General features: G+C 70.2%; 19 protein-coding genes. 13 read left to right on the top strand and 6 right to left on the bottom strand.

Translation table 11 applies throughout. The features are described 5' to 3' along the window. Positions 1–15: 15 nt before the first annotated feature. Positions 16–849 (top strand): CDP-diacylglycerol--serine O-phosphatidyltransferase, encoded by an 834-nt coding sequence (pssA, locus tag FOZ74_RS02100; protein WP_146911518.1) that lies wholly within the window; start codon positions 16–18, stop codon positions 847–849. On the opposite strand, the gene FOZ74_RS02095 is transcribed toward pssA, so the two are convergent. Both FOZ74_RS02095 and acs read right to left on the bottom strand, forming a co-directional pair. Continuing rightward, positions 840–1,829 carry a P1 family peptidase gene (locus tag FOZ74_RS02095; protein ID WP_146911517.1) on the bottom strand — a complete coding sequence of 330 codons (990 nt, stop codon included), beginning with the start codon at positions 1,827–1,829 and terminating at the stop codon, positions 840–842. The two genes, pssA and FOZ74_RS02095, sit on opposite strands and share 10 nt — an antisense overlap. Before the next feature lie 80 nt (positions 1,830–1,909). Next, the gene (gene acs / locus FOZ74_RS02090; RefSeq protein WP_146911516.1) at positions 1,910–3,904 is read right to left on the bottom strand and encodes an acetate--CoA ligase; all 1,995 of its coding nucleotides are present in this window, start codon (positions 3,902–3,904) and stop codon (positions 1,910–1,912) included. Positions 3,905–4,083: 179 nt separating this feature from the next. Between acs and FOZ74_RS02085 the strand changes: the two genes are divergently transcribed. The 4 genes from FOZ74_RS02085 (at position 4,084) to FOZ74_RS02070 (ending at position 10,085) form a co-directional block, all read left to right on the top strand. Next, positions 4,084–5,472, top strand: a complete 1,389-nt coding sequence (locus FOZ74_RS02085; protein WP_146914040.1) for a phosphomannomutase/phosphoglucomutase — start codon at positions 4,084–4,086, stop codon at positions 5,470–5,472. 11 nt (positions 5,473–5,483) lie between these two features. Continuing rightward, positions 5,484–6,848 (top strand): 3-deoxy-D-manno-octulosonic acid transferase, encoded by a 1,365-nt coding sequence (locus FOZ74_RS02080; RefSeq protein WP_146911515.1) that lies wholly within the window; start codon positions 5,484–5,486, stop codon positions 6,846–6,848. A gap of 222 nt (positions 6,849–7,070) precedes the next feature. Beyond that, positions 7,071–7,250, top strand: a complete 180-nt coding sequence (locus FOZ74_RS02075) for a hypothetical protein (RefSeq protein WP_146911514.1) — start codon at positions 7,071–7,073, stop codon at positions 7,248–7,250. A gap of 132 nt (positions 7,251–7,382) precedes the next feature. Further along, on the top strand, positions 7,383–10,085 hold the full coding sequence (locus tag FOZ74_RS02070) for a bifunctional acetate--CoA ligase family protein/GNAT family N-acetyltransferase (RefSeq protein ID WP_146911513.1): 2,703 nt from the start codon (positions 7,383–7,385) through the stop codon (positions 10,083–10,085). 9 nt (positions 10,086–10,094) lie between these two features. On the opposite strand, the gene FOZ74_RS02065 is transcribed toward FOZ74_RS02070, so the two are convergent. From FOZ74_RS02065 to FOZ74_RS02055, 3 genes are all read right to left on the bottom strand, one after another. Then, positions 10,095–10,577, bottom strand: a complete 483-nt coding sequence (locus FOZ74_RS02065; RefSeq protein WP_146911512.1) for a DUF411 domain-containing protein — start codon at positions 10,575–10,577, stop codon at positions 10,095–10,097. Between the two features lie 163 nt (positions 10,578–10,740). Continuing rightward, a complete protein-coding gene (locus tag FOZ74_RS02060; protein ID WP_146911511.1) occupies positions 10,741–11,334 on the bottom strand; it encodes a YitT family protein in 594 nt (197 codons plus the stop codon). Positions 11,335–11,374: 40 nt separating this feature from the next. Continuing rightward, positions 11,375–13,420 carry a heavy metal translocating P-type ATPase gene (locus FOZ74_RS02055; protein ID WP_146911510.1) on the bottom strand — a complete coding sequence of 682 codons (2,046 nt, stop codon included), beginning with the start codon at positions 13,418–13,420 and terminating at the stop codon, positions 11,375–11,377. Between the two features lie 39 nt (positions 13,421–13,459). On the opposite strand from FOZ74_RS02055, the gene FOZ74_RS02050 reads away from it, so the two are divergent. From FOZ74_RS02050 to FOZ74_RS02035, 4 genes are all read left to right on the top strand, one after another. After that, on the top strand, positions 13,460–13,918 hold the full coding sequence (locus tag FOZ74_RS02050) for a MerR family transcriptional regulator (RefSeq protein WP_146911509.1): 459 nt from the start codon (positions 13,460–13,462) through the stop codon (positions 13,916–13,918). Positions 13,919–14,010: 92 nt separating this feature from the next. Further along, positions 14,011–14,802, top strand: a complete 792-nt coding sequence (locus FOZ74_RS02045) for an MlaE family ABC transporter permease (RefSeq protein ID WP_146911508.1) — start codon at positions 14,011–14,013, stop codon at positions 14,800–14,802. Positions 14,803–14,808: 6 nt separating this feature from the next. Then, positions 14,809–15,819: an MlaD family protein gene (locus tag FOZ74_RS02040; protein ID WP_146911507.1), complete on the top strand. Its 1,011-nt coding sequence runs from the start codon at positions 14,809–14,811 to the stop codon at positions 15,817–15,819. Beyond that, a complete protein-coding gene (locus FOZ74_RS02035) occupies positions 15,816–16,481 on the top strand; it encodes a hypothetical protein (RefSeq protein WP_146911506.1) in 666 nt (221 codons plus the stop codon). Before FOZ74_RS02040 ends, FOZ74_RS02035 begins: the two co-directional genes overlap by 4 nt. 10 nt (positions 16,482–16,491) lie before the next feature. On the opposite strand, the gene FOZ74_RS02030 is transcribed toward FOZ74_RS02035, so the two are convergent. Beyond that, positions 16,492–18,018 (bottom strand): NAD(P)H-hydrate dehydratase, encoded by a 1,527-nt coding sequence (locus FOZ74_RS02030; protein ID WP_146911505.1) that lies wholly within the window; start codon positions 18,016–18,018, stop codon positions 16,492–16,494. 201 nt (positions 18,019–18,219) lie between these two features. Between FOZ74_RS02030 and rpsB the strand changes: the two genes are divergently transcribed. From rpsB to frr, 4 genes are all read left to right on the top strand, one after another. Then, positions 18,220–18,972: a 30S ribosomal protein S2 gene (gene rpsB / locus FOZ74_RS02025; RefSeq protein ID WP_146911504.1), complete on the top strand. Its 753-nt coding sequence runs from the start codon at positions 18,220–18,222 to the stop codon at positions 18,970–18,972. Between the two features lie 96 nt (positions 18,973–19,068). Next, positions 19,069–19,959 (top strand): translation elongation factor Ts, encoded by an 891-nt coding sequence (gene tsf / locus FOZ74_RS02020; protein ID WP_146911503.1) that lies wholly within the window; start codon positions 19,069–19,071, stop codon positions 19,957–19,959. Positions 19,960–20,010: 51 nt separating this feature from the next. Beyond that, complete coding sequence (pyrH, locus tag FOZ74_RS02015; RefSeq protein ID WP_146911502.1) at positions 20,011–20,730, top strand: UMP kinase; 720 nt, start codon at positions 20,011–20,013, stop codon at positions 20,728–20,730. Positions 20,731–20,767: 37 nt separating this feature from the next. Continuing rightward, complete coding sequence (gene frr / locus FOZ74_RS02010) at positions 20,768–21,328, top strand: ribosome recycling factor (RefSeq protein ID WP_146911501.1); 561 nt, start codon at positions 20,768–20,770, stop codon at positions 21,326–21,328. Positions 21,329–21,354 lie beyond the last annotated feature (26 nt).

The raw sequence follows: 21,354 nt of genomic DNA, 5'->3' as shown, positions 1-21,354 counted from the left end.
GGGATAAACACGAATATGCCTTCAAACTACGAGAACAGCCAGGATGCCGATGCGCTCGCGCGCAGACGCCGCAAGGGCATCTACATCCTGCCCAATCTGTTCACCCTGGCGGCCCTGTTCAGCGGCTTCTACGCCATCGTCATGGCGATCAACGGACGCTTCGACCAGTCGGCCCTGGGCGTGTTCTCGGCGATGATTTTCGACAGCCTGGACGGGCGCGTGGCGCGCATGACCAACACCCAGAGCGCCTTCGGCGAGCAGATGGATTCGCTCGCCGACATGGTCTCGTTCGGTGCCGCGCCGGCGCTCATCGTCTATGTCTGGGCGCTCAAGGGGCTGGGGCGCTGGGGCTGGATTGCCGCCTTCGTCTATTGCGCCTGCGCCGCGCTGCGCCTGGCGCGCTTCAACGTCAATACCGCGGTGGTGGACAAGCGCTACTTCCAGGGCCTGCCTTCACCGGCGGCCGCGGCGCTGGTGATGGGCTTCATCTGGCTGATGACCGACAACGGCGTGCAGCGCGGCATAGGCGGGCATCTGAATTGGCCGCAGGCGACCTGGATCGCGTTTGCCATCACGCTGTATGCGGGCCTGACCATGGTGACCAACGTGCCCTTCTACAGCTTCAAGGACGTCCAGGCCCGCCAGAGCGTGCCCTTCGTGGTGCTGGTGCTGATCGCGCTGGGCATTGCCATCATCAACATCGACCCGCCCAGCGTGCTCTTCCTGGCATTTGCCTGCTACAGCCTCTCGGGCTACGCGATCTATGCCTGGCGCAAGTCCAAGGGCCAGCAGGTGAGCGTGATCAGCATCTCCACCGACGAGCCCGACGAGCGCGGGCTTCACGACTGATCGAGCCCGTCCCAGGCGGGCAGGACCAGCCCGTTGCTGGTGCTGATGCCGCGCGCCGTGCGGGCGGCGCGCAGCGTGGCGCGGGCCACGGCCTCGGCGGCCATCACGGCCAGCACCACCATGCCGGGTGAGCGGGCGGCCTTGCCGGTGGTCAGCGCAAAGAGCGTATCGCCATCCATCATGGTGTGCACCGGGTTGATGGTGCGCGCCAGGCCGTCGTGCGCGGTGGTGGCCAGGCGCTTGGCCTCGGCCTTGGTCAGGGGGGCATCGGTCGCCACCACGCCTATGGTGGTGTTGGTGCCTGCCAGCAGCGGGTGCAGGGCCTCGCCGCGCAGCATGGCGGCGGTGCAGTGGCGCAGCGCGCGGCCGTCGGCGGTGCGTGCGCCGGCCACGGTCTGGCCATTGGCGGGGTCCACCACGTCGCCCACCGCGTTGCAAGCGACCAGTGCGCCCACGGTCACCTCGCCCAGGCGCACCGAAGCCGTGCCTATGCCGCTTTTCATCGCCAGTTCCGGGCCGAAGAGCTTGCCCACGGTGGCGCCGCTGCCCGCGCCCACGTTGCCCTCGGCCGGGCGCTGGCGCGACGCGGCCACGCAGGCGGCGTAGCCGGCCTGGGCGTCGGGGCGGACGGCAGGATCGCCCACGTGCAGGTCGAACAGCACCGCGGCCGGCACCAGCGGCACCAGACCGGCACCCACGTCCATGCCTATGCCATGCTCCTCCAGCCAGCGCATCGCGCCGCTGGCGGCGTCCAGCCCCCAGGCGCTGCCGCCGGCGAGCATGATGGCGTGCACATGCGGCACCAGGTGGGTGGGATCGAGCAGATCGGTTTCGCGCGTACCCGGCGCCGCGCCGCGCACGTCCACACCGGCCACCGCGCCTTCGCGGGCGATGACCACGCTGCAGCCGGTGGGGCGGCGCGGGTCGCTGAAATGGCCGACTTCGAGGCCCGCGACGTCGGTGATGGCTCCTGCATCCATGCCTTGTGCTCCCAAAAAGGAAAGGCCTGCCGACCCTTGCGAATCGACAGGCCCGATGGCCCGCAAGTATGGCAGCGCGCTCAGTTGTTGTGCGCGAGCTGCTCGAGGATCTGCGGGTTTTCCAGCGTGCTGGTGTCCTGGGTGATGGCTTCGCCCTTGGCCAGCGAGCGCAGCAGGCGGCGCATGATCTTGCCCGAGCGGGTCTTGGGCAGGTTCTCGCCGAAGCGGATGTCCTTGGGCTTGGCGATGGGGCCGATTTCCTTGGCCACCCAGTCGCGCAGTTCCTTGGCGATCGCCTTGGCTTCCTCGTCGCTGGGCAGCGGGCGCTTCAGGACCACGAAGGCGCAGATGGCCTCGCCCGTGAGGTCGTCCGGGCGGGCCACGACGGCGGCCTCGGCCACGAGGTCGGTCTTGGCCACCAGGGCGGATTCGACTTCCATGGTGCCCAGGCGGTGGCCGGAGACGTTGAGCACGTCGTCGATGCGCCCCGTCACGCGAAAGTACCCGCGGTCCTCGGAGCGCACCGCGCCGTCGCCGGCGAAGTAGTAGCCCTTCATCTCGGGCGGGAAGTAGGTCTTCTTGAAGCGCTCGGGGTCGCCCCAGATGGTGCGGATCATGCTGGGCCAGGGCTTCTTGTAGGCCAGCATGCCGCCCTTGCCGTTGGGCATTTCCTCGCCGGTTTCGTCGACGATCGCCGGGTAGATGCCCGGCAGCGGCAGCGTGCACGAACCCGGCACCAGCGGCGTGGCGCCGGGCAGCGGGTTGATCATGTGCGTGCCGGTTTCGGTCTGCCAGTAGGTATCGACGATGGGGCAGCGCCCGCCGCCCACGTGGTTGTAGTACCAGACCCAGGCTTCGGGGTTGATCGGCTCACCCACGCTGCCGATGATGCGCAGGCTCTTGAGGTCGTAGGACTTGGGATGCACCTTGTCGTCCGCTTCCGAGGCCTTGATGAGCGAGCGGATGGCCGTCGGTGCGGTATAGAAGACGGTGCACTTGTGGCGCTGGACCATGTCCCAGAAGCGCCCGGCGTTGGGGTAGGTGGGGATGCCTTCGAAGACGATTTCGGTGGCGCCGGCGGCCAGCGGCCCGTAGACGACGTAGGAATGGCCCGTGACCCAGCCGATGTCGGCGGTGCACCAGAAGACGTCTTCGGGCTTGAGGTCGAAAGTCCAGTCCATGGTGAGCTTGGCCTGCAGCAGGTAGCCGCCGCTGGAGTGCTGCACGCCCTTGGGCTTGCCGGTGGAGCCGGAGGTATAGAGGATGTACAGCGGATGCTCGGCGTTCACCGGCACGGGGGCGCATTCGGTGCTCTGGCCCTCGAGGACTTCGCTGAAGGTGTGGTCGCGCCCGGCGGTCATGGCGCAGGCGGTCTTGGTGCGCTCATAGACGAAGACGTTCTTGACCGATTCGCAGCCGCCCAGCGCGATGGCGTCGTCCACGATGGCCTTGAGCGGCATCTCCTTGCCGCCGCGCATCTGGTAGTTGGCGGTGATCACGGCGACGGCGCCGACGTCCACGATGCGGTCCTGCAGCGCCTTGGCCGAGAAGCCGCCGAACACCACGCTGTGGATGACCCCCAGGCGTGCGCAGGCCTGCATCGCCACCACGCCCTCGATGGTCATCGGCATGTAGAGGATGACGCGGTCGCCCTTTTGAATCCCGCGGCTCTTGAGCGCATTGGCAAACTGGCCCACGCGCGCGAGCAGTTCCTTGTAGGTGACCTTGGTGACGGCGCCGTCGTCGGCCTCGAAGATGATGGCCGTCTTGTTTTCGACCGGCGTGCCCATGTGCTTGTCCAGGCAGTTGGCGCTGACGTTGAGCTCGCCGTCGTCAAACCACTTGTAGAAGGGCGCGTTGCTGCCGTCGAGCACGCGGGTGAAGGGTTTGGTCCAGACCACGTGCTTGCGCGCCAGATTGCCCCAGAAGCCCTCGAAGTCCTTGTCGGCTTCGGCGCACATGGCCTTGTAGGCGTCCATGCCGGAGATGTTGGCGTTCTTCACCATCTCTTCGGATGGCGGAAATACCCGGTTTTCGACCAGTATCGAATCGATTGCAGAAGAAGAGGTAGCCATGTGAATTTGTCTCCTATCAACAAGTTATTGCCAAACCGGATCACTGTTGCAGTTCGCACTTACAAGGTTCTGACGAATCAGCGCGCGGCCCACCGGCACATTTTGCTACGCCCGGGCCGGCCCTGTCGCCGACGGCGCTTTCTACAATGCGGGCGATGACAACGCACCAGGAATCCGGCGTGCAGCCTGCGCCGTCTCTTTTCAAGGCTTACGACATACGCGGCGTGGTGCCGGCCACGCTGGACGAGGACGTTGCGCGCGCCGTGGGCCTGGCCTTCGCCAGCGCGGCCCTGGCCCAGGGCCAGCAGGTGGTGGCCGTGGGGCGCGACGGGCGTTTGAGCAGCCCGGCGCTGGCCGCGGCGCTGATCGATGGCCTGCGCCAGGCCGGCGCGCACGTGATCGACATCGGCCTGAGCACCACGCCCATGCTCTACTTTGCCGCCAGCACGCTGTGCGAAAGCGGCATCCAGGTGACGGGCAGCCACAACCCTTCGGACCACAACGGCTTCAAGATGGTGCTGGCCGGGCGCGCGATCCATGGCGAGGAAATCCAGGCGCTGCGCCGCGCCATCGAGGCCGGCGGCTGGCCCGAGGCCACGCGCGGCGCGCTGCGCAGCGCCGACGTGCTGCCCGCCTACCGCCAGCGCATCGTGCAGGACGTGCGCCTGGCGCGGCCGATGAAGATCGTCGTGGACTGCGGCAATGGCGTGGCGGGCGCCTCGGCGCCGGACATCTTTCGCGCGCTGGGCTGCGAGGTGGTCGAGCTCTTCACCGAGGTGGACGGGCGCTTTCCCAACCACCACCCCGACCCGAGCAAGCCCGAGAACCTGCGCGATCTGGTGCGGGCGCTCAAGGAAAGCGACGCCGAGCTGGGCCTGGCCTTCGACGGCGACGGCGACCGCCTGGGCATCGTCACGCGCAGCGGCGAAACCATCTTCCCCGACCGCCAGCTCATGCTGCTGGCGCGCGACGTGCTCGCGCGCGTGCCCGGCGCCACCGTCGTCTACGACGTCAAATGCTCGCAGCGCCTGGCGCCCGCCATCCGCGCGGCCGGCGGCGTGCCGCTGATGTACAAGACCGGCCATTCGCTGATCAAGGCCAGGATGCGCGAGGTCGATGCGCCCCTGGGTGGCGAGATGAGCGGCCATCTGTTCTTCAAGGAGCGCTGGTACGGCTTTGACGACGGCACTTATGCGGGCTGCCGCCTGCTGGAGATCCTGAGCCGCGAACGCGACCCGAGCGCGGCGCTGCAGGCCCTGCCCAGCAGCCACAGCACGCCGGAGCTGAACGTGGCCTGCAGCGAAGGCGAGCCGCATCGCCTCGCGCAGCAGCTTCAGGCGCTCGCGCCCGAGGTGTTCACGCCGCCGGCCGAGATCAGCACCATGGACGGCCTGCGCGTGGATTGGCCCGACGGCTTCGGCCTGATCCGCGCGAGCAACACCACGCCGGTGCTGGTGCTGCGCTTCGAGGGCCAGAGCGAAGCGGCGCTCGCGCGCATCCGCGCGGACATGCTGGCGCTGCTGCGGCGCGTCAAGCCCGGCGCGGAGCCGGGCAGCGCGGCACACTGAAGCGCGCCTGCATGCAGCGTATCGCGCTGGCGCTCTACAGCCTGCTCGCCTGGCTCGCGCAGCCGCTGCTCAGGCGCAAGCTCGCGCGCCGTGCCCGCGCCGAACCCGGCTATGCGCTGGCGCTGCATGAACGCTTCGGCCGCTACCCCGATGTGCCGCCGGCGCGCGCCAGCGGCCCGCGCGTCTGGCTGCATGCGGTGTCGCTGGGCGAAACCCGGGCGGCGGCCATCCTGCTTGGGCCGCTGCGCCAGGCGCTGCCGGGCATGCAGCTGCTGTTGACCCACGGCACCGCCACCGGGCGCGCCGAAGGCGTGCGCCTGCTGCGCGCGGGCGACCTTCAGGCCTGGCTGCCCTGGGACACGCCGGGCGCGGTACAGGGCTTCCTGCGCCACTTTCACCCCGACGTGGGCGTGCTCATGGAAACCGAGGTCTGGCCCAATCTGGTGGCCGGCTGCCGCCGCCTGGGCGTGCCGCTGGCGCTGGCCAATGCGCGGCTGAATGAAAAGTCCCTGCGCGGCGCCCAGCGCCTGGCCTGGCTGGCGCGCCCCGCCTATGCGGGGCTGGCCGCGGTCTGGGCCCAGGGGCAGCAGGATGCGCGTCGGCTTGCGTCGCTGGGCGCGCCGGTGGCCGGGGTGTACGGCAACCTCAAGTTCGACGCCGAACCGGACGCCGCGCTGCTCGCACGCGGGCGCGCCTGGCGCGCTGGCAGCGCGCGCCCCGTGGTGCTGCTGGCGAGCACGCGCGAGGGGGAAGAAGCGCTCTGGCTGGAAAACATCAAGCCAAATCGGCCTCCAGCCCTTGCTGGGAAAGCGCTTGCAGCTATCAATTCATTGGATGTGCAATGGCTGCTCGTGCCGCGCCATCCGCAGCGTTTCGATGAGGTGGCGGCGCTGTGCACGGCCGCGGGCCTTACCGTGTCGCGGCGCAGCGCCTGGGATACGGCGCCAGTGGCAGCCGACGTCTGGCTGGGTGATTCCATGGGCGAGATGGCGCTGTACTACGGCCTGGCCGACGTGGCGCTGCTGGGTGGCAGCTTTGCCCCGCTGGGCGGACAGAACCTGATCGAGGCCATCGCCTGCGGCTGCCCTCTGGTGCTCGGGCCCCATACCTTCAACTTCGCCGAAGCTGCCGAAGGCGCGGTGCAGGCCGGCGCGGCGCTGCGCGTGGCGAACATGGGGGCCGCGCTGGCGCAGGCGCGCACGCTGCTGCAGGAGCCCGGCGCGCGCGAGCAGGTGCTGGAGCAGGGCAGCGCTTTCATCGCGCACCACCGTGGCGCCGCGCGGCGTACCGCGCAGGCGCTGGCGCAATTGTGCGGCGGCGGTGCCGCGGATGGCGCGCAGATATTGGCACCATATCGCGATACGCCGGCGGATTGAATTGGATAATCGGTTTTCGGATATTGATGTTCGATTATCTTGCGCACGCCGATTTGCGCGGACAGGGTAATTGAATTGATATCTTGCGGCGTTTTCATATTCGCTGCGTCCAGGCCCGCACTCGAATGGCCAGGCCGGGGCGACGCGCTCGTGCAGCCTGTCCCGCGGCCGGGCCGCCGCGTGCGGTATCATTGCCGCGATTTTCTTTATCCAGGAGCATGAGTGGCGAAGCCCAATTATTCATTCGAAAAACGTCAACGCGAACGTGAAAAAAAGCGGAAAAAGGAAGAAAAAATGAAGCGCAAGCTCTCCAAGGGATCGTCGTCCGAAACACCGGACACGGCGCAGCCCGGCGATGGGGCGGGCGCACCGGCGGCCGAGCAGCCGGCGGACACCGATTGAGCGCGCCTGTCTGAGCCGCTGGCAGGCCGTCGGCGCCTGCCCCACAATCGGGTGTCAGCTCCGCCCGGACTGCCGTGATCGCCCGCCGGCGCGGGCCCCGCGGATGCGCCGCACACCCAGCCTCAAGTCGCCATGAAAGAAGCGCACTACCTCACCCCCCTGTTTGCCCCCGCCTCGCTGGTGGTCTTCGCCGGCGACCGCAATGCGCCCGAACAGCTCACGCCCCAGGCGCGGGCCTTGCACGAGGCGCTGCAGGCGCAGCGCTACGCGGGAACGCTGCAGTACCTGGACGTGCGCACCAGCGGCACGCTCGCGGAGCTGGCGCAGACACGGGCCGACCTGGCCGTCATCGCGCTGCCGCCCGCGGACGTGCCGGCGGCGCTGGCCGTCGTCGGGCGCATCCGCTGCCGCAGCGCGCTGGTGCTCTCCGGCGGGGTCGACGAGGCGCTGGCGCAGCAGTGGCGCAAGGTGGCGCGCCGCGAAGGCATCTACCTGCTGGGCCCCAATTCCCTGGGTCTGCAGCGGCCCTCGCTCAGGCTGAACGCGAGCGCGGTCGGGCCGCTGGCGCGCGAAGGCTCGCTCGGGCTGATCTGCCAGTCGGGGGCGCTGGCCACCGGCATGCTCGACTGGGCGGTGACTAATGGCGTGGGCTTTTCCAGCGTGATCTCGATCGGGCCGCACACCGACTTCGGGCTCAACGAGGCGCTGGATTTCCTCTCGCACGACCCGCACACGCACAGCATCGCGGTCTACATGGAGGGCATACAGAACGCGCGCGGCTTCATGAGCGCGCTGCGCTCGGCGGCGTTTGCCAAACCGGTGGTGGTGCTCAAGGCGGGGCGCAAGCCAGCGGGCAACGCGGCGGCGCAGACGCACAGCGGCGCCATCGTCGGCAGCGACGAGGTCTTTGACGCGGTGCTGCGGCGCGCCGGCGCGGTGCGGGTGCGCTCCTTCGTGGCGCTGTTCTCGGCCGTCAAGTGCCTCGCCTCGCGCTACCGGCCAGTGGGCCGGCGCCTGTGCGTCGTGACCAACGGCGGCGGGCCGGGCGTGCTGGCGGCCGACTGGGCCAACGAGATCGGCCTGGAGCTGGCCCACCTGTCGCCGGAGACGGTGGCGGCGCTCGCCCCAGAGCTGCCGCCGCTGGCCACGCTGTGCGAACTGGTGGACTTGTCCGAGGAAGCCACGCCCGAACACTACGCCCTGGCTCTGGGAGCGGCCTTTGCCGACCGGCAGGTGGACGGCGTGCTGGCCATCTTTTCGCCCAAGTTCGGCATCGACGCGACGGCCGTGGCCGAGGCGACGGCGCAGGCGCGCAAGAAGGCCAGCAAGCCGCTGCTCACCAGCTGGATAGGCGACGCCTCGGTGCTGCCGGCGCGCGAGGTGCTGCGCGCCGCGCAGATTCCGACCTTCCGCACGCCCGAGGCGGCGGTGGGCGCGTTCGGCAACATCGCTTCCTTCCACCAGAACCAGCAGCTGCTGCAGCAGACGCCGCCGCCCTTGACCGGCATGCTCAAGCCCGACATCGACAGCGCCCGCCTGCTGATCGAGAGCGTGCTGGCCGAGCGGCGCCAGACGCTCACCGAGATGGAGTCCAAGACGCTGCTGGCGGCCTTCCAGATCCCGGTGACCAACACGCTGCTGGCGCGCAGCAGCCGCGAGGCCATGATGATCGCCACGCAGATCGGCTTTCCGGTGGCGCTGAAGATCGATTCGCCCGACATCACGCACAAGTCCGACGTCGGCGGCGTGATGCTCAACGTGCACAGCGGCGCGGCGGTGCGCGACGCCTATGAGGAGATGGTGCGGCGCGTGGCCAGCCTGCAGCCCCAGGCGCGCATCAACGGCGTGACGGTGCAGAAGATGGCCAGGCTGCGCCGCGGGCGCGAGGTCTGCATCGGCCTGGTGACCGACGACCCCTTCGGCCCGGTGATCACCTTCGGCGCGGGTGGCACCATGATCGAACTGATCCGCGACGGCGCGATGGAGCTGCCGCCGCTCAACCAGTTCCTCGCGCGCCGGCTGATCCAGCGCTCGCGCGTGGCCGAAACCCTGGGCGAATGGCATGGCGCCGCGGCCGTGCACGTGGAGGCGCTGGAGCACTTGCTGCTGCGCGTCTCGGAGATGGTCTGCGCGCTGCCGCAACTGCGCGAGATGGACATCAACCCCATCATCACCGACGAGACGGGGGCGATCGCGGTCGATGCGCGCATCGTGGTGCGCGAGGTGGCCGCCGCTGGCGGCCACGATGCCCGCAGCGGCAACTACTACGGCCACCTGGCCATCCTGCCCTACCCGGAGCGCTACGAGCAGCTGTGGCCGCTGCAGGGCGGCGGCGAATACCTGGTGCGCCCGATCCGCCCCGACGACGCGCAGATGATCCAGCGCCTGGTGCGCGAGCTCTCGCCCGAGAGCCGCTACTTTCGCTTCGTCTCGCCGATGTCCGAGCTGCCCAATTCGCTGCTGGCGCGCTTCACGCTCATCGACTACGACCGCGAAATGGCGCTCGTGGCGGTGCACCAGGAGCGCGAGACCGGCGAGGACGGCGAGACCAGACTGAGCCAGCGCATCGTCGGCGTCTCGCGCTACGTGGCCAACCCGGACCACACGAGCTGCGAGTTCGCGCTGGTGGTGGCCGACGACTTCGCCAACCGCGGGGTGGGCGCGCGCCTGATGCTGTCCATCATGGACGTGGCGCGTGAGCGCGGGCTCAGCGAGATGCAGGGCCTGGTGCTGGCGAGCAACGTGAAGATGCTCAAGCTGATGCGCCGCATCGGCTTCGAAGTGCGCTCCGTGGACGACGACGTGGAGTTCAAGCTCGTCGTCCACCCGCTGTGAGCGCGGGTTTCAGCCGTAGCGCGCGAAGACCTCGGTGCTTGCCTCGCCCGCCTTGCCGGCGCGCCTGACCAGCAGCACCTCGTAGGCGTCCTTGCGCCCGCCATAGGCGGGGCCGTCCATGCCGGGACTGCCCACCGGCATGCCCGGCACCGCCAGGCCCAGCGCCTTGGGGCGCTGACTGAGCAGGCGCTGCACGTCGCGGGCCGGCACGTGGCCTTCGAGCACATAGCCCTCGACCAGCGCGGTATGGCAGGAGCCGAGCTCGCGCGGCAGGCCCAGCCGGGCGCGCGCACCGGCGTTGCCGCTTTCATGCACCGTGGTGGCAAAGCCGTTGGCCTGCATGTGCGCGATCCAGTCCTTGCAGCAGCCGCAGCTCGGGTCTTTCCAGACCTGCACCATGGGCTGGGCGGCGGGCGCGGCGCCGGCCGCCAGCGCCGCCAGGCCTGCGGCGGACGCCAGCATCTGGCGGCGGGTGGGTGCGAGCGTGGACATCAGGGACTCTCCTGCGGTGATCGATCAAAAAGGGGGCGGCTGGCATGCGCCGGGCAAGAGCGCGCTGCTCTGACCGGCAGCGGGCTGCGGAGTTCCGCGCCGGCTGCCTTGGCTGCGGTTTTTGCCGCCTTGCGGACACCGCGCAAAGATCGTGAACCGGCTCTCAGGCAGCCACATAGCGCCCCGGCTTGTGGTTCATCGCCAGCACCAGATTGAGCACCACCGCGCAGACCACCGACCAGAGCACGCGATCGAGCGCCAGCGTCACCAGCGCCGTGGCCACGATGGCGCTGTCCACGGCCATCTGCACCTTGCCCGCGCGCCAGCCGCGGTGCTCCTGCAGGTACAGCGCCAGGATGCCTATGCCCCCCAGGCTGCTCTGGTGGCGAAACAGCACCAGAAAGCCCATGGCCATGATCAGCCCGCCGACCAGCGCGGCGTAGGGCATGGCCATGTCCGACAGGTGCAGCCAGCGCAGCTGCGCCTCGGTCATCAGCGACAGCAGCGCCACCGCGGCGAAGGTCTTGAGCGTGAAGCGCCAGCCCATGCGGCGCAGGCCCAGCCAATAAAAGGGCAGGTTCAGCACGAAGAACAGCAGCCCGAAGCTCCAGCCCGTGCTGTAGTGCAGCACGAAGCTCAGCCCGGCGATGCCGCCGGTCAAGAGACCGGCCTTGGCCAGGAAGGCGATGCCGGTGGACACCAGCGTCACGCCGGTGACGATGGCCAGCGCGTCTTCGGTGCGGGTGTGCTGGGTCATGGGGCAAGTTGGTTCGAGCGCGGGGCGGGGCGCCGGCGGTTCAGGGATTTTGCACGGCCGCGGCAACGCCGATGCCGGGCGCGGCCTGCCTGGCGTGGCCCATGGGCGCGCGGCGCAGCCGCAGGCCGTTGGCGATGACCAGCAGGCTCACGCCCATGTCGGCGGCCACCGCCATCCACATGGTGGCGATGCCCAGCACCGCCAGAGCACAGAACGCGGCCTTCACCAGGAGCGCGGCGCCGATGTTCTGCCACAGCACGCGGTGCGCGCGCCGCGACAGCTGCACGGTGTCGGCCAGGCGGTGCAGGTCGTCGCTCATCAGCACCACGTCCGCCGTTTCCATGGCCATGCCGCTGGCATGCTGGCCGCCCATGGCAAACCCCAGGTCGGCGGCGGCCAGGGCCGGCGCGTCGTTGATGCCGTCGCCGGCCATGGCGGTGGCCCCATGCGTGCGCTGCAGGGCCGCCAGGGCGCCGAGCTTGTCCTCGGGCAGCAGGCTGCCGCGCGCGTCCTCTATGCCCGCCTGCGCGGCGATGGCGCGCACCGTGGCGTCGTTGTCGCCGCTGAGCACCGCGGTGTGGATGCCCAGCGCCTGCAGCCGCGCCACCGCCTCGGCCGCGTGCGGGCGCAGCGGGTCGGCCACGGCAAACAGCGCCTGCACGGCCGTGGCGCTCATCAGGAGGGTGAGCGTGCGTCCGCGCGCCTCCTGCTCGGCCAGCAGCAGCTTCAGCCCTTCGGTGAGCAGGCCGCGCTCGGCGGCCAGCCGGGCGTTGCCCAGCGCCCAGGGGGCACCGGCGACCTCGGCCTGCACGCCGCGCCCGGGCAGGGCGGTGAAGGACAGCACCTCATCGGCCGCCTGCGCCGCGCCGGCCTCCAGGCCCGCCGCGATCGCGCGCGAGACCGGGTGGTCCGAACGCGCGGCCAGCTGCAGCGCGCGCTGCGCCGCGCGGGCGGGCGCATCGGCGTCTTCACCCAGCGCCTGCCAGTGCACCAGCGTGGGCTGGCCGGTGGTCAGCGTGCCGGTCTTGTCCAGCGCGATCGCGCGCAGATTGCGCGCGCTCTCGAGTGCGCTGCCGCCCTTGATGAGCATGCCGCGGCGCGCGGCCGCGGTGAGCGCGCTCACCACCGTCACCGGGGTGGAGATCACCAGCGCGCAGGGGCAGGCGATGACCAGCAGCGCCAGCGCCTGGTAGACGGCCTGCTGCCAGCTCCAGCCCATGAGCGGGGGCGCCAGCACGGCCAGCAGCAGCGCCAGCGCGAAGACGATGGGGGTATAGACCGCGGCAAAGCGGTCGACGAAGCGCTGCGTCGGCGCGCGGCTGGCCTGGGCCTGCTCCACCGCGTGCACGATGCGCGCCAGCAGCGTGCCGCCGGCCGCGGCGGTGACCCGCATCTGCAGCTCGGCCTGCTGGTTGATGCTGCCGGCGTAGAGCGCGTCGCCCACGGTCTTGTCCGCCGGCTGGCTCTCGCCGGTGATCGGCGCCTGGTTCACGCTGCTGCTGCCCCGGGTGACGGTGCCGTCCAGCGGCACGCGCGCCCCGGGGGCGATGCGCAGCACGCTGCCCGGCTGCACCTGGGCCGCGGGCAGACGCCGCACGCTGGCGTCGGGCTGCAGCACCTCGGCCATCTCGGGCGCGAGCGCGAGCAGTCCGCGGATCGCGTGGCGCGCCCTGTCCATGGCGCCGTGCTCCAGCCGCTCGGCCGCCACGTAGAGCGCCATCACCATCGCCGCTTCGGGCCATTGGCCTATCAGCACCGCGCCGGTGACGGCGACGGTCATCAGCGCGCTGATGCCCAGGCGCAGCGCCAGCAGGTCCTGCAGTCCCGCACGGTACACGCCCAGGCCCGCCAGCGCGATCGCCGCCACGGCCAGCAGCATGCCGGGCCAGCCCAGCGCCAGCGCATGCGCGGCCTCGGCGCCCGCAGCGAGCAGCAGCGCCAGCGCGATGCGCGGCCAGCCGGGCAGGGCGGAATGATCGTGATCGTGGCCGTGCGCATGCCCGCCCTCGGCGTGTGCGGGCGGTGCGCAGGCGCTGGTCGGCCTTGCCTGGCCGGGGTGGTCGTGGGCGGGACTTGCGTGCTTCATGCCATCATTGGAAACCGTGAAGTCACTTGAAGGTCAAGCATGCCCGCCGAATACCCGTGCCACCGCATAGGGCAAGCCGCCCGCCTGTCCGGGGTGTCGCCGGCCAACATCCGCTACTACGAGCGCGAAGGCCTGCTGCCCGAGGGCGCACGCGCGGACAACCGCTACCGCCTCTACACCGACGCCGAGGTGCACCGCCTGCGCTTCGTGCGGCTGTGTCGCGCCATGGACATGTCGCTGCCCGAGGTGCGCGCGCTGCTGGCGCTGGACGCCCAGGGCGCGCCGGCGCCGCATGCCGCCTGCGCCACGCTGGACGAGCACCTGGAGCACGTGCGCACCCGCCTGCAGGAGCTGCGCGCCTTGGAGCGCGCCCTCAAGGAACTGCGCGGCCGCTGCGACGGCACCGGTGCCCAGTGCCAGGTGATCGAGGCGCTGCACCGGCGCGCCGACGCCGAACCCGTGCCCCAGCCGCTGGCCACGGTGCGGCGCCACGTCTGAACACTATTATTTTGATAGTTTGTGGCACTTGCAGGGCGGGCGCTGCAGGCCGTTTTTGCATGAAATACCAGGCGTTTTCGTATGATGCGCGCATGAACTCCCTGGTGGCGCGCGCACCCTGGCTGGAGCGCTTTTGGCGCGCCGCGCAGCGCTGGGCCATCGCCTGGTGGCGCATCATGGAGCTGGGCGCGGTGGTGCTGGTGCTGCTGGCTTCGCCGTCCAGCTGGGGGCGGCAGGCGCGCGGGCGCATGGCGCGGCAGATCGTGCGCGACACCCTGCCCATCCTGCTGGGCTTCACGGTGCTGGCGGCGCTCATCAGCCTGGTGCTCACGCGCATCGTCGTGGTCACCGCCTTCAGCTACGGCCTGTCGCGCTACGCGCTGGAGATGGTGGTGCGCGTGCTGGTGCTGGAGCTCATTCCGCTGACCGCGGCGCTGTTCGTGGCCATGCGCACCACGATACCGAGCGGCGCACAGGTGGCGCAGCTGCGCCGCCTGCGGCGCATGCCGGCCACACCCTTCGTGCGCACCGAGGTCCTGCCGCGCGCGGTCGCGGGCGTCTACGCCAGCGTCACGCTGGCGGCGCTGTCGTGCGTGGTGGGCCTGGTGATGGCCTACATCGGCGTCTATGGCGCCAACCTCGCGGGCTTTGCCGGCTATACCCGCATGTTCGGCCAGGTGTTCACGCCGCAGATCACGCTGGTGTTCTTTCTCAAGACGCTGTTCTTCAGCCTGGCGGTGGCGCTGATCCCGCTGGCCGGCGGCCTGCACGCGCACGAACGCCGCAGCGCCGCGCCGCCCGCTGCGGGCGGGGGCAGCCTGGCACGCATGTTTGCCGTACTCTTGCTGATAGAGACGATTTCCCTCATGGGCAACTATTACTGAGTGATCATGGTCGACCCGCTGACCGAACCGGCCTACCCGCCCGAAGAGCCCTTGCGCCCGGTGGCGCACCTGCGCCTGAAGGCCCTGGGCCTGCTGTTCTTCACCGCGCTGCTGATCCTGGGCTCGGTGCTCTACCTGCTGTATGCGCGCGGCGCCTTCGAGGCAACGCAGCGCCTGGTGCTGGTGACCGATGATTCCGAGGGCGTGAGCGTGGGCATGGACATGACGTTTTCCGGCTTCCCCATAGGCCGGGTGCGCAACATCGACCTGGCCAGCGACGGCAGCGTGCACATCGCGGTCGACGTTGCGCGCAAGGAGGCGCACTGGCTGCGCGAGTCCAGCGTGTTCACGCTGGTGCGCGGCCTGGTGGGCGGCACCACCATCAAGGCCTACAGCGGCGTGCTCAGCGACCCGCCGCTGGGCGACGGCGCCGAGCGTCCGGTGATCCGCGGCGACGTGGGCGCGGAGGTGCCGCAGATCCTCAACAGCGCGCGCCAGTTGCTCGACAACCTCAACCAGATGACCGAACAGGGCTCGGAGCTGGCCGCCACGCTGGCGCAGGTGCGCCTGCTGGTGCAGAAGTTCAACGGCCCGGGCGGCGCGCTGGCGGCGCTGCTGGGCGACGATGCGCGCAGCAGCCAGATCAACGCGCTGCTGCAGCAGGCAAGCGAGCTGCTGCGGCGCAGCAACGCGCTGATGGCGCGCCTGGACACCATGGGCGCCAAGGCCGACCGCCAGCTCTTCGGCGCCGGCCGGGACGCCGGCCTGATGAGCGAGGTGCGCGCCGGCGCCACCGAGCTCGGCGCCCTGCTGCAGGACGCGCGCCAGAGCCTCAAGCGCGTGGATGCGGTGCTGGCCGACGCCCAGGCCGTGGGCAGGAACGCGCGCGCAGCCAGCACCGACCTGTCGGCCCTGCGCGCCGACGTGGATGCGAGCCTGCGCAAGGTGCAGGATCTGATCGACGAGGTCAACCGCAAGTGGCCGTTCGCGCGCGACACGGAGCTCAAGCTGCCATGACACCGCGCCGCATCCTCCTCCCGGCGCTCGCTGCCCTGGCCGCGGCATGGCTGGCGGCCTGCGGCAACGCGCCGCCCACGCCCGACTGGCAGATGAACGCCCACGGCTCGCTCGAACGCGCCACGCGCGCCTATCTGGCGGGTGACGATCGCGTGGCCGAGCTGGAATGGGAGCGCGCGCGCGCCGAGGTGGCACGCACCGGCCAACCCGAGCTGGCCGCGCGCCTGGCACTGGCGCGCTGCGCTGCCGAGGCGGCGAGCCTGGCCTTTTCCGGCTGCCCGGACTTTGCGGCGCTGCGCGGCGACGCGAGCGCGGCCGACGCCGCCTATGCCGACTACCTGGCCGGGCGGCTGGAGCCGGCGCGCGCCGCGCTGCTGCCCGAGGCCCAGCGGGCGCCGGCGCGCGACGTGGGGGCGATTGCCGCGGTGGCCGATCCGCTCTCGCGCCTGGTGGCCGCGGCCGCGGCGCTGCAGGCCGGGCGCGCCACACCCGAGACGCTGGTCGCGGCGGTCGATGCGGCATCGTCCCAGGGCTGGCGCCGCCCCTTGCTGGCCTGGCTGCTGGCGCGCCAGCAGCACGCGCACGCCACCGGCGACACGGCGCTGGCCCAGGGGCTGCAGCGGCGCATCGAACTGGTGCAGTCCAGCACGCCGCAGCGCTGAGACCGCCGCCTCAGCCCGCGGCCGGCGCAAGCGCCCGAGCCAGCGCCGCCGCCGTCAGCGCACGGCCGGCGGGCCAGTGGTCGGCCAGCGCTCCGTGCTGCCAGCAGGCGTCGCAGGCCAGCTGCTGGACGCTGGCCGCATCCGCCGCGGGCGCGCCCGCCAGCCGCGCGCCGATGAGTCCGGCGAGCACGTCGCCGGTGCCGGCCGTGGCCAGCAAGGCATTGCCCGTGGGGTTGATGCACGGCGTTTGCTCCGGGGCCGCGATGACGCTGCCCGAGCCCTTGAGCACCACGGTGCAGCGGTAGCGCTCGGCCAGCGCGCTGGCGGCCCGCAGGCGGTCGGCCTGTACCTCGCCCGCGCTCGTGCCCAGCAGGCGCGCGGCTTCCAGCGGGTGGGGCGTGAGCACCGTCGCCCGCCCGGGCTGGCTGGCGCGCGCGGCCAGCGCCTGCTGCAGCGGTGCGCTCTGCGCCAGCGCATTGAGCGCGTCGGCGTCCAGCACCAGGCGCGTGGCTTCGGCCAGCACGCGCGCCAGCAGCGGCGCCACCGCCAGCCCGCCGCCGCAGCCGCAGACCACGCTGCCGTGCTGCAGCGCCAGCGCGTCAGGGCGGCGCAGCATCAGCTCGGGCCAGTCGGGCAGTGCCTGGGTGGCGCCATCGTCCAGCAAGGCCAGCAGCACCCGCCCCGCGCCCGCATGCAGGGCGGCCAGGCCCGCGAGCACGGCCGCGCCCGTCATGCCCATGCCGCGCGCGCTCAGGCCTTCGCCGCCGAGGATGGCCACGTCGCCAAAACTGCCCTTGTGGCTGGCGTGCGCCCGCTCTGCGGGCCGTGGCCGGCCGCAGAGCAGGGCGCAAGCCGGTTCGGCGCTGGTATCGGTCTGCAGATCGTCCCACCACAGTGTGCCGGCCGCGTCGCGCCCCTGGGCGGTGAACAGCCCCGGGTGCAGCGTGAGCAGCGACAAGGTGTGCAGCGCGCCCGCGGCCGGCGGCAGGTCTTCGAAGCCTGGCGCCCGGCATCCGGTGTCGGCCACCAGGCCCGAAGGCAGGTCGGCGCAGAGCACGGTGGCGCCGCTGGCGCGCAGCTGGCGCAGCGCCTGCAGCAGGCGCGGCGCGGGCGGCTGGGGCCGCGCCGCGCTCGTGAGGCCCAGGCCGAGCAGCGCGTCGATGCACAGGTCCTGCGCGGCCAGCGTGGGCGCGCCATCGACGAAGGCCACGCCGGCCGCGCAGGCCTGGCGCCAGGCCCAGGCGGCGTCTTCGGGCAGCTGCCGTGGCTCGGCCAGCAGCGTCGCGGATACCGTCAGGCCGCGGCCCTGCAGCAGCGCTGCCGCGAGCAGGCCGTCGCCGCCGTTGTTGCCCGGGCCGCAGACCACCCAGACGCTGCGCGCGTGGGGCGCAAGCGCGTGCCCCAGCGCCGCCAGCGCCTGGCCGGCGCGTTGCATCAGCGTGTGCGCGGGCAGGCGGGCCGCGGCCCCGGCCTCCAGGGCGCGGGTGGCGGCGCTGGCGTGCAGCGGCAGGCGCTCAAGCGTGCCGACGGCGCGCATGGCGGCCTCCCTGGCGCACGCCCGGGGCGTTCGCGCGGCTATAATCCACGGGTTTTTCTGTCACGGCTGTCCTACGGGTTTACCCTTGGGCGCGGCAGAAGAGCCAATCGCAAACCGGCCCATCCAGGTGTTGCCGCTGCCCCTTGCGGGCGCAGCGCAATTTTCGGGCCGGATTTAAGACCCAACCTTTGGAGTATCTTCATGTCCGTCACCATGCGTGAAATGCTGGAAGCCGGTGTCCACTTCGGTCACCAGACGCGCTTCTGGAACCCCAAGATGGCCCCGTTCATTTTCGGCCATCGCAACAAGATCCACATCATCAACCTGGAGCAGACGCTGCCGATGTTCCAGGAAGCGCAGAAGTTTGCGCGCCAGCTCGCGGCCAACCGCGGCACCATCCTCATGGTGGGCACCAAGCGCCAGGCGCGCGAGCTCATCGCCGAGCAGGCGCAGCGCGCCGGCATGCCCTACGTGGACCAGCGCTGGCTGGGCGGCATGCTGACCAACTTCAAGACCGTCAAGACCTCGATCAAGCGCCTCAAGGACATGAAGGCGCAGCAGGAAGCGGGCCTGGAGAGCATGAGCAAGAAGGAGCAGCTCATGTTCACGCGCGAGCTGGCCAAGCTCGAGCGCGACATCGGCGGCATCGAGGACATGGCGGCGCTGCCCGACGCCATCTTCGTGATCGACGTGGGCTACCACAAGATCGCGATTTCCGAAGCCAAGAAGCTCGGCATCCCGCTGATCGGCGTGGTGGACACCAACCACAACCCCGACGGCATCGACTACGTGATCCCGGGCAACGACGACTCGGCCAAGGCGGTGGCGCTGTATGCGCGCGGCATTGCCGACGCCATCCTCGAAGGCAAGAACAACGCCGTGGAAGACGTGGCCAAGGCCGTGGCCAGCGAAGGCTCGGACGAATTCGTCGAAGTGCAGGAATCTGCCGCCTGAAACCGGGCATTGCCCGTGTGAGGCATCACGCAAAAAGTGGGGCCTGGCAAGTGCCCCATTTTTTTAGCTATCGAACTGATTGAACTGGAGAGAAAAATGGCAGCTATCACTGCAAGCATGGTGGCGCAGCTGCGCGCCAAGACCGACGCCCCGATGATGGAGTGCAAGCGCGCGCTCACCGAAGCCGACGGCGACCTGGCCAAGGCCGAGGAAATCCTGCGCGTGAAGCTGGGCACCAAGGCGGGCAAGGCGGCTTCGCGCGTGACCGCCGAGGGCGTGATCGCGGCCTGGGTGCAGGGTGAGCTGGGCGCCATCGTCGAGGTCAACAGCGAGACCGACTTCGTCTCCAAGAACGAGAGCTTCATCGCCATGGCCAATGCCGCGGCGCGCCTGGTGGCCGAGAAGAACCCGGCCGACATGGCCGCGTTGGCCGCGCTGCCCTACGAGCAGGACGGCTACGGCCCGACGCTCGAAGACGTGCGCAAGGGCCTGATCGGCAAGATTGGCGAGAACATGTCGCTGCGCCGCTTCCAGCGCTTTGCCGGCACGCCGCTGGCGCACTACCTGCACGGCACGCGCATCGGCGTGGTGGTTCAGTACGAGGGCGAGGCCAGCGCCGCCAAGGACGTGGCCATGCACGTGGCGGCGATGAAGCCCAGGGCGCTCACCGCCGCCGACGTGCCCGCCGACCTGATCGAGACCGAGCGCAGCGTGGCCGCGGCCAAGGCGGCCGAGTCGGGCAAGCCGGCCGACATCGCGGCCAAGATGGTCGAAGGCTCGGTGCAGAAATTCCTCAAGGAGGTGACGCTGCTGAGCCAGCCCTTCGTGAAGAACGACAAGCAGAGCGTGGAGCAGATGCTCAAGGAGCACAAGACCACCATCAAGGGCTTCACGCTCTACGTCGTGGGCGAAGGCATCGAGAAGAAGCAGGACGACTTCGCCGCCGAGGTGGCCGCGCAGGTCGCGGCGGCCCAGTCGGCCGGCTGATCGCCGCTGCCAGAGCCCCAGCCAGCCCCTCTTTTTCCCGGAGAACCCGCCATGAGCGCCCAACCTGCACACCACCGCATCCTGCTCAAGCTGTCGGGCGAGGCGCTCATGGGCGACGACGCCTTCGGCATCAACCGCGCGACCATCGTGCGCATGGTGCAGGAGATCGCCGAGGTCACGCAGCTGGGCGTGGAGGTGGCGGTGGTGATCGGCGGCGGCAACATCTTTCGCGGCGTCGCGGGCGGCGCCGAGGGGATGGACCGCGCCACCGCCGACTACATGGGCATGCTCGCCACCGTGATGAACGCGCTGGCGCTGGCGGACACCATGAACAAGCAGGGCCTGACGGCGCGCGTGATGTCGGCCATCGGCATCCAGGAAGTCGTCGAGCCCTACGTGCGCCCCAAGGCGCTGCAGTACCTGGAAGAGGGCAAGGTGGTGGTGTTCGCCGCCGGTACCGGCAACCCCTTCTTCACCACCGACACGGCGGCGGCGCTGCGCGGCGCCGAGATCGGCGCCGACCTGGTGCTCAAGGCGACCAAGGTCGATGGCGTCTACAGCGCCGATCCGAAGAAGGATCCGAATGCCACGCGCTACACAAGTCTGACCTTCGACGAGGCCATGGTGAAGAACCTGGGCATCATGGACGCGACCGCCTTTGCGCTGTGCCGCGACCAGAAGCTGCCGATTCGCGTGTTCTCGATCTTCAAGCCCGGGGCGTTCAAGCGTGTCGTCCTCGGCGAGGACGAGGGCACGCTGGTTTACGCTTGAGTGTTTGCGGCACACGCTGCCGCGCAGGAGTTGATCCATGACCATTGCCGAGATCCAGACGAACGCCAAGACCAGGATGGAACACTCCGTCGAGGCGTTCAGGCACAACCTGACCAAGATCCGCACCGGCCGCGCCAGCCCGGCGCTGCTGGACACCATCCACGTGGAGTACTACGGCTCCATGGTGCCGCTGTCGCAGGTGGCCAATGTGTCGCTGATCGATGCGCGCACCATCAGCGTGCAGCCCTGGGAAAAGAACATGGCGGCCAAGGTGGAAAAGGCCATCCGCGAGAGCGACCTGGGCCTGAACCCCGCCGCCATGGGTGACCTGATCCGCGTGCCCATGCCGCCTATGAGCGAAGAGCGGCGCAAGGAGATGACCAAGATCGTGCGCGCCGAGGGCGAATCGGCCAAGGTGGTGGTGCGCAACCTGCGCCGCGACGCCAACGACGCGGTCAAGAAGCTGGTCAAGGACAAGGAAGCGAGCGAGGACGAGCAGAAGCGCTCCGAGGCCGAGATCCAGAAGCTCACCGACCGGCACATCGCCGAGATCGATACCTTGGTTGCCGCCAAGGAACAGGACATCATGGCGGTCTGAGGTCAGGCCGGGCCTTGAGCGTTTGG

It is taken from the genome of Comamonas flocculans (assembly GCF_007954405.1).
Taxonomy (GTDB): domain Bacteria; phylum Pseudomonadota; class Gammaproteobacteria; order Burkholderiales; family Burkholderiaceae_C; genus Comamonas_C; species Comamonas_C flocculans.
Note: the sequence above shows the minus strand (reverse complement) of the source record. Positions and strands in the feature narration are given on the sequence as shown.